The sequence below is a fragment of the Candidatus Methylobacter oryzae genome, assembly GCF_003994235.2.
Classification (GTDB): domain Bacteria; phylum Pseudomonadota; class Gammaproteobacteria; order Methylococcales; family Methylomonadaceae; genus Methylobacter_A; species Methylobacter_A oryzae.
Genome location: NZ_RYFG02000118.1, coordinates 1 through 13419 on the forward strand (window position 1 = coordinate 1; position 13419 = coordinate 13419).

9 protein-coding genes are annotated in these 13419 nt (G+C 51.6%); 3 read left to right on the forward strand and 6 right to left on the reverse strand.

The genetic code is table 11. The features are described from left to right. Positions 1-263 precede the first annotated feature (263 nt). From EKO24_RS19030 to EKO24_RS19040, 3 genes are read left to right on the forward strand one after another with little or no spacing between them, the layout of a single operon-like run. Positions 264-1091 carry a RibD family protein gene (locus EKO24_RS19030; protein ID WP_196240038.1) on the forward strand — a complete coding sequence of 276 codons (828 nt, stop codon included), beginning with the start codon at positions 264-266 and terminating at the stop codon, positions 1089-1091. Positions 1092-1104: 13 nt separating this feature from the next. Continuing rightward, entirely contained in the window at positions 1105-1815 is a 711-nt protein-coding gene (locus tag EKO24_RS19035) for an MBL fold metallo-hydrolase (protein ID WP_127028451.1), read from the forward strand. 44 nt (positions 1816-1859) lie between these two features. After that, positions 1860-2204: a 4a-hydroxytetrahydrobiopterin dehydratase gene (locus EKO24_RS19040; protein WP_127028450.1), complete on the forward strand. Its 345-nt coding sequence runs from the start codon at positions 1860-1862 to the stop codon at positions 2202-2204. Positions 2205-2495: 291 nt separating this feature from the next. Here the strand turns inward: EKO24_RS19040 and acnA are convergent, their stop codons facing one another. The 6 genes from acnA to EKO24_RS19070 all read right to left on the reverse strand — a co-directional run bounded on the left by acnA (position 2496) and on the right by EKO24_RS19070 (position 13412). Further along, on the reverse strand, positions 2496-5294 hold the full coding sequence (gene acnA, locus EKO24_RS19045) for an aconitate hydratase AcnA (RefSeq protein WP_127028449.1): 2799 nt from the start codon (positions 5292-5294) through the stop codon (positions 2496-2498). Positions 5295-5945: 651 nt separating this feature from the next. Then, a complete protein-coding gene (locus tag EKO24_RS19050) occupies positions 5946-7946 on the reverse strand; it encodes a coiled-coil domain-containing protein (RefSeq protein ID WP_206667316.1) in 2001 nt (666 codons plus the stop codon). 9 nt (positions 7947-7955) lie between these two features. After that, positions 7956-9383, reverse strand: coding sequence for a hypothetical protein (locus EKO24_RS22720; protein WP_196240039.1), 1428 nt, complete (start codon positions 9381-9383; stop codon positions 7956-7958). Next, positions 9380-9820 carry a PIN domain-containing protein gene (locus EKO24_RS19060; RefSeq protein WP_241674703.1) on the reverse strand — a complete coding sequence of 147 codons (441 nt, stop codon included), beginning with the start codon at positions 9818-9820 and terminating at the stop codon, positions 9380-9382. The genes EKO24_RS22720 and EKO24_RS19060 overlap by 4 nt, the downstream gene beginning before the upstream one ends. Further along, the gene (locus EKO24_RS22725; protein ID WP_196240040.1) at positions 9792-10145 is read right to left on the reverse strand and encodes a DUF2281 domain-containing protein; all 354 of its coding nucleotides are present in this window, start codon (positions 10143-10145) and stop codon (positions 9792-9794) included. The genes EKO24_RS19060 and EKO24_RS22725 overlap by 29 nt, the downstream gene beginning before the upstream one ends. A gap of 312 nt (positions 10146-10457) precedes the next feature. Further along, positions 10458-13412, reverse strand: coding sequence for an Eco57I restriction-modification methylase domain-containing protein (locus EKO24_RS19070; protein ID WP_241674705.1), 2955 nt, complete (start codon positions 13410-13412; stop codon positions 10458-10460). Positions 13413-13419 lie beyond the last annotated feature (7 nt).

Consider the following 13419-nt stretch of genomic DNA (forward strand, 5'->3'; position numbering starts at 1 on the left):
AGGTTATCGCCACGTTCATCACCGGCTTTATGCCGGGCAAAGACCAGCTCAATCCACAATATTAACCAGCGGTCAATGCGTAACTTCTAAAACTGATCCTGCGTTTCAAAAAGCTTATCAGCTATCTTAAAAAATCATGATTTTCCGGGAATTATTCCGGACTGATTGATATACTCGTTACAGATTAAAATCCGGTAAGTCGGGCGGGAAGTGTTTTTTACTTCGAGTTAAAACCGAATTTTCAAGCGTGAAGGGGTATTGCTATGCAAAAGAACCTGTTACGGTTGTATCCGAATTCTTGCGATAACATCCTCATTAAAGGCTTATATCTTGCCCATCAATTACATAAGTTGGGCGATGCGGAATCTCCGTTTGTCTATGCCAACTTTCTGTCCAGCCTGGACGGGCGCATTGCTGTAGAAGATGCCGTTCAAGGCGGCACACACATCCCTAAGCATATAACCACAGCTTCCGATTTTGCCCTGTTCATGGAGCTGCATGCGCAGGCAGATTGTATTATTACTCACGGCGGCTATATGCGGGCATTAGGAGAAGGCCGTCTTGGCAACATCTTGCAGGTCAAGGACAAAGACCTTATTGAATGGCGCAGTAACAACGGCTTAAAGCCTCAGCCCGCCGTCGTCATCGCCAGCGCCAGCCTGAATTTTCCTATCCATGACAGTATTCAAGAACATGCGCAAACCGTCCATATAGCTACCGGAAGACACGCCGATCCCGAACGTATCCGATACTGGCAAGACCTGGGATACAACCTGATGTTTACCGGCGAAGACAAGATGGTGCATGGCGCGCCTTTGATTCGTCAGTTAAGCGCATTAGGTTTCAAGACGATTTATTTGGTGGCTGGGCCGCAAATGCTGGACACCGTTATCAGGGAAAAACAATTATCAAGGCTATACCTGAGCATGACCCACCAGCTCATAGGCGGCAAAGACTTTCGCACTTTGCTGGCCGGAGCCATGCTTGGCCCGGAAGGTAACCTGAGGCTTGAAACGCTGTACTACGAACAGGACTCGCCGGCCGGAACCGGTCAGTTTTTCATGCAATTCGGCCTGAATCGAACCGCTTAGAAGGAGACGCACAATGAAACAATGGGTCTGCACAAGCTGTGGTTATAACATGATCGGCGATCTTCCGGATGTCTGTCCATTTTGCGGAGCTCATCGCGACAAGTTTCTCAGTTGGGAGGAAGCCGAGAGAATTTATCGCGTCACTGCAACTCAAATCAATGACAGAGTTACGCAATTGGTTTCAGTGCCCAAGCTGGGGCTGGAGCATGCTGCCTACCGGATTGAAATGCAAAACGAAGCTGTTTGGATCGACTGTCCTTCCGCATTTAATCACACGCTGGAGCCGGTCGGCAAAATTTTTTTTACTCACCCGCATTTTATGGGCGCATCTAATCAATACCGGGAACTCTGGAATGCAAAAGTTTATTTGCATGCTTTGGATGCGGAAAATCTTTTGATTCAGGCATTTCCTGTCGATGAGTCTTTCCATCATGACTTTGTGAATAATGGATTAGCCGCTTACCACATAGGCGGCCATACCTTGGGCTATACGATTTACATTTACCGGGACGTATTGTTTATTTGCGATTATGCGTTCCCGCCCGGCCCGAACATGCGCTTAAACCCGTTCGGGCCGAATGTCGAAACCCTGCAAGGCGCCGAACGGATACTGCCGATTATTAATCACAGTTCTTTAACAACCGTTTGCGGTTATAACTATGTCTGCGATTTCGACAAATGGTTGCCTGATTTTGAGCGCGCTATTGAAAATTTCAGTCATTAAACTTTGGCGTGGCTGACAATGCCGGACACGAATGGAGACTATCTATGACCGACCTGACGCATAAAACATGTGAAGTATGTAGAATCGGCGCCCCACTGGTCACCGACGCGGAAATTGACGAATTTATGCCGCAATTACGGGGCTGGGAACTTGTTGAAACCGAAGGCATCAAACGCCTGCAAAAAACCTTCAAGTTCAGCAATTTTGAAGAAGCTTTATCGTTTACCGATAAAGTCGGCGCGTTAAGCGAGCAAGAAAACCACCATCCGGCAATTTTAACGGAATGGGGCAAGGTGACTGTGACCTGGTGGTCTCACAAAATAAAAGGCTTGCATGTTAACGACTTTATTATGGCATCGAAGACTGACGCTTTGCTAAAGCTGAGTTGAGCAGTTTGCCTGCTCAAACGAAACTTATGCCTTCTGGGTATAAGGCTACAATAGCTGTCTGAATGATCGGATTTAATGTAACTTTCAGCGTATTCCTAATATAGAACACGGATGACACGGATTGGACGGATTTTTAGTCCTACCCCCGGTTTGTTTTTCGCTTTTAATCCGTGTTGATCTGTTTAATCCGTGTCATCCGTGTTCCATTTTTCTATGTGTTGAATAGTTACGATTTAATCCGGTTCAACCGCTATTTTTAAGGTTATTGGTAATAGACCGATCTAATCCAAGTTACACTAATTTTTTTAAAACCGTGCGTAAAATCCCCCCGTCCCGGTAATACTGGATTTCAATCGGCGTATCGATACGGCTGACGGCTTTAAAAGTCGTGACGGTTCCGTTTGTCGCCGTTGCCGATACATTGACCACTTCCTGCGGTTTCGCGTTGTCGCCTATGTCGATTGCAAACGTTTCCTTGCCGGTCAGATTCAAGCTTTTAGCCGATTCGCCGTTGACGAATTGCAGCGGCAAAATGCCCATGCCGATCAGGTTGCTGCGGTGGATACGCTCGTAACTTTCGGCAATGACCGCTTTAACGCCCTGCATGAACGGGCCTTTAGCGGCCCAGTCGCGCGACGAGCCCGAGCCGTATTCCTTGCCGGCCAGGATGCACAGCGGGATGCCGGCTTTTTTATATTTCATCGCCGCATCGAAAAACGTCATCCGCTCGCCGGTCGGATGGTAAATCGTTATATTGCCTTCGACGCCGGGAAGCCGCCGGTTGCGAACCCGCCTATCTTCAGTCTCGTCCTTGCTCATCACCTCGTCGTTGCCGCAAGCCGGCTGGTCGGTTGTCGCATCGTCCTCGACGCCGATAACCAGCTGGTTGCGAATGCGGATATTCGCGAACGTGCCGCGAGCCATGACTTGATCGTTGCCCCGGCGCGAACCGTAACTGTTCCAATCTTTTTGCTGCACGCCATGTTCCAAAAGATAGTGCGCCGCCGGCGAACCGGGGGCGATTTGGCCGGCCGGCGAAATATGATCGGTAGTCACCGAATCGCCGAACAAAGCCAGCACTTTAAGGCCTTTCAGCGCCTGGATTGACTGCCGGTCTTTACTCAACGCTTCAAAGAACGGCGGTTTTCGGATATAGGTCGAATTTTCGTCCCAGCCGTACAACTCGGTGCCGGAAACTTCGATTTCCTGCCATGCTTGAGTGCCTGTGAATACATCAGCATAACGCTCGCGGAACATCTCCGGCGTTACAAATTGCCTGATTACCTCGGCCACTTCCCAGGGCGTAGGCCAGATGTCTTTCAGGTAAACCGGCTTGCCGTTCTTGTCTTCACCCAGCGGTTCGCGGGTAATATCTAAAGCCGTCGAGCCGGCCAGCGCATAGGCAACGACCAGCGGCGGCGAAGCCAGGTAATTGGTCTTGGTCAGCGGATGCACGCGGCCTTCGAAATTTCGGTTGCCGGACAGTACGGCCGATACGACCAAATCGTTATCCACTATCGCTTTCTCAACCGCTTGATCCAGCGGGCCGGAGTTGCCGATACAGGTCGTGCAGCCGTATCCGACCAGGTAAAAACCCAGTTGTTCGAGATAGCCAAGCAAGCCCGACTGTTTTAAATATTCCGTCACCACCAAAGAACCGGGAGCCAGAGAAGTTTTGACATAGTTTTTAACTTTCAGCCCCCGTTCCAGCGCTTTTTTGGCGACCAGGCCTGCTGCCAGCATGACCGACGGGTTGCTGGTATTCGTGCAGGAGGTAATCGCTGCAATGACGACTGCGCCATGGGTAATTTTCTCGTCGGCATTATTTCTCGATACGATGCCGCTACGTTCCAGGTCCCGCTCGAATAGCCCCATGCCTTTGATGCCTGAAGGTTCAACCAGCATCTGCCGGTAAGTCGGCCCGACCTGGCTCAGGTCAATGCGGTCTTGCGGCCGTTTCGGACCTGCCACCGACGGTTCGACGGTGCCAAGATCGAGTTCCACGGTTTGCGTAAATTCGGGATCCGGCATCTCGTCGGTGCGGAACAGCCCTTGTTCTTTCGCGTAACGCTCAGCCAGGTCGATTAAGTCGTCATGACGTCCGCTGAAACGCATATAGCTGAGCGTCTCGTCGTCGATAGGGAAGAAACTGACCGTCGAGCCTTGCTCCGGCGCCATATTGCTGAGCGTGGCCCGGTCGGGGATGCTCAGGTTGCTCAGTCCCGCGCCGTAAAATTCGACGAACTTGCCGACCACGCCAAAGCTTCGGCACAGCTCGGTAATGCGCAGCACCAGGTCGGTCGCGGTCACGCCCGGAGCCAGCATGCCGGTCAGCTTGATGCCGACGACGTCCGGCACCAGCATGTAAATCGGCTGGTCCAGCATCACCGCTTCGGCTTCGATGCCGCCGACGCCCCAGCCCAACACGCCCAGGCCGTTGATCATCGGCGTATGCGAATCGGTGCCGACGCAACTGTCGGGGTAGCAGACGTTTTTGTCCTTGTTGTGGAACACGACCGGGGCCAGGTATTCCAGATTAACCTGGTGAACGATGCCGGTCGAAGGCGGCACCACGCGAAGATTCCGAAACGCCGATTGTCCCCATTTCAGGAACTCATAGCGTTCGGCATTTCTTTGAAATTCGACGGTTTCGTTCAGCAGCAGCGCATTGCTCTTGCCGAAATAATCCACCTGCACCGAATGGTCGATGACCAGATCGCAGGGAATCAGCGGATTGATTTTTTTCGGATCGCCGCCGAGTTGCCGCATTGCATCGCGCATTGCGGCCAGATCGACAAGGGCCGGAACGCCGGTAAAGTCCTGCAATATCACCCTGGCCGGCTTGTACGGTATCTCATAGCGCGCGCCTTGCGGCTGCCAGTTAGCTACGCTCAGGACATGCTCTTGCGTAATCACGTTGTTGTCGCAGTTGCGCAATAACGATTCGAGCAGGATTTTGATCGTGTACGGCAGCCGCGAGACATTAGCCGCGCCGCCAGCCTCAAGCCGGGGTAAAGAATAATAGGAAACCGAGCCGATGCTGTCCGCTTTTAGTTGTTGACGCGCGCCAAAGAGATCGTGGGTAGTCATGACAGAAACCTCACTTATGTTTTGGGTCTTTCCACTTAACGGGGGCAGTTTAAAGTTAAACTTTTTACCTTCGTACATTGTCATTAAGTTCAGCCTTGTAGGAGCGAGCCATGCCCGCGATGAACGCGTTGCAAAGTCGATAATCGCCGCGCAAATATCGCGGGCACGGCCCGCTCCTACGGTTTCATTGTAATGGCAGTTTCCCTTCGACAGAGCTCTCCTGAGCTTCGTCGGTGGAGAGGGCGAACATTTAAACTTGTCGCCTGTCCTGTCTCAAATAGGAAACGAAAAATGACAATTTAAGTAGCTTTTACCTGTATCTGTAACAGCGTCAAGATTCTTGATTCTATTTTGAGTTAATTGGGAGTTTAATTTTTGTTGAAAAAAGCATGTAAATGACATTACCGATGTTGCTCAGCGTCCACGAAAAGCGCAAAAAAATATCAGCCGTCGATTTCTCGCTGACAATGTCACATCCGGCCTTCATTAATAGGTTCTGCCTGTCCGGAACGTTGCCTGTTAGACCTTCCAGGTTTTGAAAACCTGGAAGGTCTGTCTAGTATTTTCGTGCTTTTCGTGGACGACGCTTTTTTATCATCGGTATGCGTAACATCAATGACTCAGCTAAACTGAATCACTGATAACGCACAACTACTCAAGATATTCGCTTTGCCGCGAAGCATTGAAACGCCGCCGGAACAACAAGCCGTCATCGGTGCTTGGATCAAGCGTTTCCCGTAGGTAAGGCAAGCATTGAATCAAGCTTGGCGGCGGGGTGGTGGTCGTCACGATGTATTGGAACGGCGCTTCATCGCCATACGCTTCCAGTTCTATACGCTGGATCATCAGCAAGAAGTTTTCGTATAGGCCGGAACTCATATCCGCCTCTCGCGGGCAGTCGTGAATCAGCAGGCCCGGAAAAGAGCTCGCCGGATCCACAGCGTCGAGCATGCAGACCAAATCGCCCAGCAAGACTTCCATCACGCGATAAGCTTCGCCGCCGCGAACCGACAGTTGGAATGGACGCACTTCATCGCGTAGCGCAAAAGAACCAAAGGCCTCATTCGATAACAGGGCTTGCGCAAGTATATCCGTGAGTTCGCCAAGGCTTTTTTCGCGGCTAGACCTTTGCTGTTTCAGCATCTGAAGTTGCAGGCGTTTATTGTCGATGTCGCTGGAGATTGAACCGCTTCGGGCAACCGATTTCCGAATCGTTTCGGCGGCCGCCGGCGAACCCGAAGTTCGCTCCCATCTTGCCAGTTCATCCAGTAAACGGCGGCCCCGATCGACTTCGAGCGCGACGGAATCTCGCTTCATCCTTAAAGACTTGCATTCTTGCTCTTTTGCGGATATTAGGCTTGACGCTTTCTCTACCGCCTCGTTCAGTGCGTTCCGGCGTGCCAATGCCGCAACTGTGCGAGCCGTCCAATCTTCCGCCGCGTGTGCCAGTGCGCGTTGATCCCGGCGATCTTTCATATTCATCGCTTGTAACCTTTGCAATTCATCCTGAATATGTTTGCAATCCTGAAAGGGCAGGTCACCGTGCTGGCAGTGGCCGGTTAATTCAAGAAGCGATAGACGCCGGTTAGCGATCTGTTTGGTAGCGCTTTCGTCCTGACGCCGGGCTGCATCGGCTAATTGAAAATCCTTGTCGGCTTGGTCATAGTCGCGTTTTCGTAATCGCCCGTCTACTTGAAGCTCAATCAGTTGTTCGCCGGCTTGCGCATACCGGGCGTCGGCTTCGGCAAGATTTGCCTCCGCTTTTTTCCTGGCTTCTTCCACTTTGTCTACAACGGATTCTTTGAACAAATCGTCGGAGTAGAGTGGTAGGTCATCCGCTACTTGCAACCAAGCTCGAAGTTCCGATTCAATGCGGCGACGGATCAGTATCGGTTCCTGTTCGAGCCGTGCGGTTTCTTGTTGCACTTTTTCAAGATCGAGTTCAAGAGTACGTATCTGTCTTAACAGTTTCGATTCCTGCCGGTCCAGCAAGCCGAGAACGGCGCGGATCACGATCGGCGGATCTTGTCGGGAGCGCTGCAAACGTGTGCCTTCTCCTTCCCGCCAGGCAAAATAAGACTTGAAGCGCGAACCCTGATCGCGGGTTATCCAAGCCAAAACATGGTGCCATTCAATGGTTTGTCCTGTCTCAGGGATAAGGCGCGGCGACACGTTCGACATCATTGCATTGGCCAACAGTATGTCGAAATCCTTGAAAACCAGGTTGCCGCCATCGCGCAGCAGGGATTCCAGATCGTTTCCGGCCTTAACGATGCCGTCCTTATAAGCATTGAAGAAACGGAACACCGTAAAGGTTTCATCGGCAACATGCACCACCATGCCGACCCCGCCATGAGGAAGCTCGCTATACAATTCATCCCTGAGTTCGTTGACCGATTTGGCATTGTCGCCAAGGCAATGGCGGAGCAATAAACATAAGGATGTTTTACCGACTCCGTGTCCCGCCGCATGAATGCCGGTGGCGCTGCCGGCAACCGGCTCGTGAGCCCAAACGACATTTAAGCCCCGCCGAAACTCAATCGAGCGGATACAGCAGCCGGCTTCGGCTTTGCCGAATATCGCCAAACGCTCGACCCATAGGCGGGGCGATGATTTTTGTGCCGAAAGGCGTCCGATGAGTTCTTTCATCATGCATTCTCTTTATGCTTGTTTTGTTGAGGATTGGAATTCGTTATCCACATCCGAAGACGATAATCTTTGCAGACGCTCTTGCGCGGCTCGCAATAAAATATTCGCGATAACTGCCATGTTTTTTTCAATAATCAATCCGGCGGGTATTGTGGCTGTGGACATTGCCGAAATCCGCGCTCCCTGTTGTTCAATCCGAATAACTCCGGATTCTTCAAAAAAGCGCAGCAATAGTTGTAACCGAGCAATGCGTTCAGACTCGAATACGCCATTGTTTTCCCGGCGGTAAGTGTTGAACAGAATGGCTTCATCAGGTGTCGACGTAGTATATGCGCTGTCGTTTTGGGCGATTATTTGCGACAGCAGCGTGAGCAATTGGCGTGACAGCGTGCCGGCTTCTCGCAGGACTGTCAGTATCAAGCCCGCTAACCGGGCATCATTCTCGTCGCGGATGACGCCTAACGGCGAATACGCAGGCGATGCTTTCCGGCCTGGAGGCGGTACGAGACGGCTTACATAAGGTTCCTTTGCTTCATCGGCCAAGGCCATTCGATCAAACTCCCGTAGAATCAAATTAGCCGTGCGGTATTCATTGAATGCCTTGAGCTCGTTGTTTTTGAGTACGCGAAAGGTTTCGGAGGGGTAATCGTCGCCCATTACGTCGGCGGGATCGAGGATATAGCTCAGTTCGTCGCCGTTTAAGCCATAGGCGCGGGCATACCAAGCGTCGAGTTCGGCGCGGAGTATGGCGCGGCGGTCAGGGGCAAACGGGTCGAAGAACGTGAACGGCGTGCCGTCGTAACCGAGGTCTTGCGCCCAAGGCTGTAAGTCGTGGGCAGTGTAGGTGAGTTCCAGTACGCGGGGGACAATGAAATCAAGGTCGGGTTCGCTGTAAAAGTCAGGAGGCAGAATAGGAAATTGTTTGAGATAAGAGTAGGTTAAATGTGTGCCGCCCAATTTCTGACGAGCTATGAAATCCAAAACGATGCTGTCCAAATTGCCAAGCAAAGCTGCGGTTTTTCGAGTTATTGAATTTACTGTGAATAGAGGCATTGTATGTCCAACCCCCAGCTTCGGCAACACACTCGCAATTACCGTGCGTTCGTCAGTCGCCCGGCAAATGTCACGAAACCCCAGCAACCATCCACGATCCCAACCCTTATCCCGCAAACGCTGTTCGACTTCCACTTTGTCCACCCAATAACGCGGCGTGACGCAAAAATCCGGATTTTGTTTGTCAGCCAGCGCCACATCGCCTGCCGTATCTTTGCCGCCCACGCAATACGTTGCCCAACGGTGGTCGAATTGATGAATCATTTTTGCTTCATACAGCGGCAATCTGTCCGGCGCGGAGCAGTCATGAAACAAATGACTATCGTTGGACATGTGAAACATCGTCATGAAACGAATGCCCCAAGGGTTGTTGCTTGAAGTCGTCATAAACCGTTATCCGGCAGAAACGGATTGATAATCGTCAATCGCCCGCCAATAACTTGGCCGTGTTGCATGTCTTCGCTGTAAAGCGTAGTGCAACCTGCATTCAGGGCGGTTGCGATAATCAGGCTGTCGAAATGGCTATATGCGTAACGGGCGGCGAGTGCCCATGCGGCATAAGTTTCCTGAATGCCAACATCGGTCAATTTGACGGCTTTTATGACAGCGGTTAATGCCTTGCCAGCCTCGGCAGGAGAATAACGCAGTTTGCGTCGTAACACATGGGAGCATTCGTTAACGACCTGAGTGGAAATAGTCGGTTTTTCGACAAGCAAAGCGCAGGCTATGGTGCGCTTGCCGCTATCGTTACCGAGCGCGTAAAGCACTACATTGCTGTCAAGAAATACCGTCATCTCAACCCCGTGCATCATCATAGAGCTCATCGCGATTTGGGATCGGTTTGCCGTTCCAGTCGATGCGCACTGTGTTTAAGTAAGCAAGTGCTGTTTGCCGCTCCACTTCATTCTTCGCTTCCGGCTGCACAACAGCGGATAAGCGTAGCGCGGTCTCTAAATCTTCATCGGTAATGTTATTGTCCAAATTACTGGACAATGCGGCGAGAAAGGCTTCGCTGTCGCTCTGCTGGTTTGTGATGACAGGTATCGGGTTGTAACGTTGTTCCAGAAATTCAATGAAATCGAGTGCTTCACGGGCAGCGGCATCCGGAAGATTAAGACTGTGTTGATAGATAGTTTCGGCTAGGGTCATGGTGTTTATCTCCAGTGAGTGAGGTGGTAGCATCCCAAAAAGGGCGATTAACGTCCATTGTCGTATGGCTATTTCCTCGGTTTTTGAATGTTATGCCGCATTCGGCGGCGTATATTGGCTTCTTTGATCGGTAACGGATTTTTGTAAACGTTGTTGCTATGGGTTAGGCGTTCGCTTTCGGTTTCTATATAAGCTCTTTAATCAAAATCGGTATTTTAGCGTAAATCTTTTTGGTCAAATCCGCATCCATTCTGGAACGGAACACCGGGCAAGTGAGCGTGTTGGGATTGATGCGGCTAAAATCTTCGGCAGTCAGCGCAAAGCGGCGAGTTGCGAAGTGTCGGTCAGGAAAAAGGCGAATTCGGCTTGTTCGGCATGGCCTAGCGTCAGCAGGCAGAATTTATAGCTGCGATGTACGCCGGCAAAAATCGCTTCGCGGTTTTCAAAATCATACAGGCTGGCAAGTTGTCCACTTTGAGCAATATGACCGAAAAAAGCTTTGGTTGAATCATCGGTGGCGATACCGGTAGGCACGATAAATCCGGCTCGTCCTGTTTTGGCGGTAATCCGGCTGATGGTTTCCGCGAATAACGCATAGGTATTCACATCGCCGACACCGGTCAGCGGATAGCGTCCGCCGTCCTTGCCTTTAACATGGGCAAACACGCTGGCGGCCTCGGCGGCGCGGCGGGCGCCGATAAAGTTTTGATACAGGTCTTGTTCGGCTTCACATTGCTCCTGCGGATGTTTCAGTTCCGGATAGAGGTTCCGGGCGAGCATGCCTTGCGCCAACCAATCAATGCGCTGAGCGCGTTCGGCCTTGTTTTTGGCTTCGGCGACGAAACGGTTGCGGGTGGCAAAAAACTCCTCTTCTTGCAATTTGATACGTTCCCATGGCGGGTTGCCCAATACGCAATCGAAACCGCCTTGCGCAAAAACTTGCGGAAATGCCAACGGCCAATGCAGTACGTGAGCTTCTTCACAAACCCGTTGCGCCGCTGCCAAGCGCTGGCTTTGGTGCATGGCCGCCAGCTCGTCGGCGGCTTGTTCTGTAAACAGCTCCAAATAGAGGTTTTGGCTGGTAGGGGTAACGATCAGGGCGTCTGCATCGGCTTTGGGAATTAAAAAGGCAGCGATCAGCAAATTAGCCGCATTGCGTAACCGGTTTTGTTTTTCATGCTCCAGAAATGCGCGATAGGCTGCTTCCTTGGCGGCAAAGTCATCGGGATTTCCGTCAGGCATTGCTTCCAGGGCTTGTAGTTCGGAAAGACCGTCGGCATCGTCGAGTGCTATGTCGAGATTGCGGTTGGTTTTATGTTTAGCAAAAGCTTTAAGCCCTTCTTTGTTGGCTTTAGCAATTTCCTTGCAAACGTTCTTGTCGTCGCCGGATAGGGATTTGAAGGCCGCATCGGGAATGCCGTGCTGCAACTGATTGAGATCGGTCAGGCCGATCAAGGCATCGCCGCATTGCAAGTGGTGATCGAGAAAAGATAATGCTACACCTTCTTCGAAACCTTCCAGCCATAATGCGGTGCGGGCAAGTTCCAAGGCCATCGGGTTACGATCGACGCCGAAAATGCATTTATTGATGACTTCATGTAAAGCGTGGCGATAATTTTGTGGTTTAACGGTATCGTCCTGCGTTCGTAATACGGCCAGCCGTTCAGCCAAACGCCGGGCAGCGGCAAGCAAAAAGTGGCCGCTACCGCAAGCAGGATCGATCACCTTGATGCTGAGTAAGGCATCTGCGGGAGTGGCCGGATTGTTAGCTAAGCGCTCTTCAATCACAGGATCCAGGGCGGATTTAATCAACTCCTGCACCAAGCTGTCCGGTGTGTAATAACTGCCGCTGGTTTTGCGGGCATTGCCTTGGGTGCTGCCTTCGGACGTCAAGCCGACAAAACCGAACTGACGGGCATGAAGGTCGATTTCAGGTACCAGTTCCAGCAGACTTTCGTATACCGACCCCAGTTCTTCAGGCCCCATGTTGCGGTAATCGACGGGAGCGAGATGGCCGCTAAGGTTGGACCAGCGCATTTGCTGCATCACTGTCAGCAAAGTTGCGTTGCTGAGGGTGCACGTATCCAGCGCCGGACATTGGTTGGCTGCAAACAAACCTCCTAAGGCCGGTAATGCCAAGCGCGGTTCGCCGTTGACAAGGCCGCGAAACACGATGCGTAAGCCCGTCCAATGGTCGTCAAAACCGTCGCGGGCGCGGCGGCGCAAACAGCGGTCACGTAAGCGGGCCATGGCATAGCCTTCGGCATAGGCTTTACGGGCTGATAGGGCTTGTTGATCGCTATCGCCGTTATGCAATATCCCGCGTTCTTCAACAGTAAATAGGAATATCAGCCGGTAAACCAGGCGTAATAGTTGTTGGAAATAGGCTTCTTTGCTTAAGTTGCCTTCGTACAGGTCGCGGCGCAAAGTTTCATTGGCTGGGTGCTGAATAAATCCGGTGCCCAGTGTTAGCAAGGCATCGGTTACGCCTTGGCGCAAGCCGTCACGGACGCGGGTGCCTTCGCGCCGGCCTTCGCTACGCCAAATTTCCCAAATACAATTTTCATCCTGATCTTCCTCTGAGCGAGAGGGAACAGAACGGCTGGCGTGTAGTAATCGCCAAGCCATTTCAAATTCGGGAAAATTTAAGCCGCCTAGCATATCTTGCAGGTCGAACTCTAAAAAGCTAGGCCGCGTTAGGGTGGCGGCATCGCGTAGCAGGCGGATTTGTCGGCCATTGCTGACCAGCGCCCAAAGATATTGGTCGCTGGCATTGAGAAATTCCTGGGCCAGTTGAAACGGGCTTTTCTTACGAGCGCCACTGCCGGCAACAGCAAAGCGTGGGTCGGCTTCATCCAAGCCCAACGTGTGCGGGGCAATCACTACCGGAATGCTTTGTCCTGCTAATGCTGTGATGGGGTATTGGCGCTCGCCGACGCTGATAGTGTTTTTCAGTTCAAAACCGGTGTAACCGAGTGTATCGCGGAGCAGATCCTGGACAAACTTGGTGGTGACATCGGCCGCATCGACATCCTGCCGTTCCAGATTGGGAGCAAAATGTTTCCATTGGGCGGAAGCGATTTGAAAAGCCCGGCTGTATTCGTCTTTTAGTTTAAGCCCGGCTGGGATTTGATAATCGGCCTCTTTTTGGTAATTGGCTTTGCCCAATGCGGCTTTTTCCAATTGATCGGGCAGAAATAAGCCTCCTTCCAGCTGCAAGGTTGGCAAATTTAGGGCATTAGTATGGTTTCTTCTGACGCGTTTCATAATTTAG

Coding starts and splice junctions, on each gene's coding strand:
- EKO24_RS19030 (WP_196240038.1), top strand. CDS start 264: ATGCAAAAGAACCTGTTACGGTTGTATCCGAATTCTTGCGATAACATC.
- EKO24_RS19035 (WP_127028451.1), top strand. CDS start 1,105: ATGAAACAATGGGTCTGCACAAGCTGTGGTTATAACATGATCGGCGAT.
- EKO24_RS19040 (WP_127028450.1), top strand. CDS start 1,860: ATGACCGACCTGACGCATAAAACATGTGAAGTATGTAGAATCGGCGCC.
- acnA (WP_127028449.1), bottom strand. CDS start 5,294: ATGACTACCCACGATCTCTTTGGCGCGCGTCAACAACTAAAAGCGGAC.
- EKO24_RS19050 (WP_206667316.1), bottom strand. CDS start 7,946: ATGATGAAAGAACTCATCGGACGCCTTTCGGCACAAAAATCATCGCCC.
- EKO24_RS22720 (WP_196240039.1), bottom strand. CDS start 9,383: ATGACGACTTCAAGCAACAACCCTTGGGGCATTCGTTTCATGACGATG.
- EKO24_RS19060 (WP_241674703.1), bottom strand. CDS start 9,820: ATGAGCTCTATGATGATGCACGGGGTTGAGATGACGGTATTTCTTGAC.
- EKO24_RS22725 (WP_196240040.1), bottom strand. CDS start 10,145: ATGACCCTAGCCGAAACTATCTATCAACACAGTCTTAATCTTCCGGAT.
- EKO24_RS19070 (WP_241674705.1), bottom strand. CDS start 13,412: ATGAAACGCGTCAGAAGAAACCATACTAATGCCCTAAATTTGCCAACC.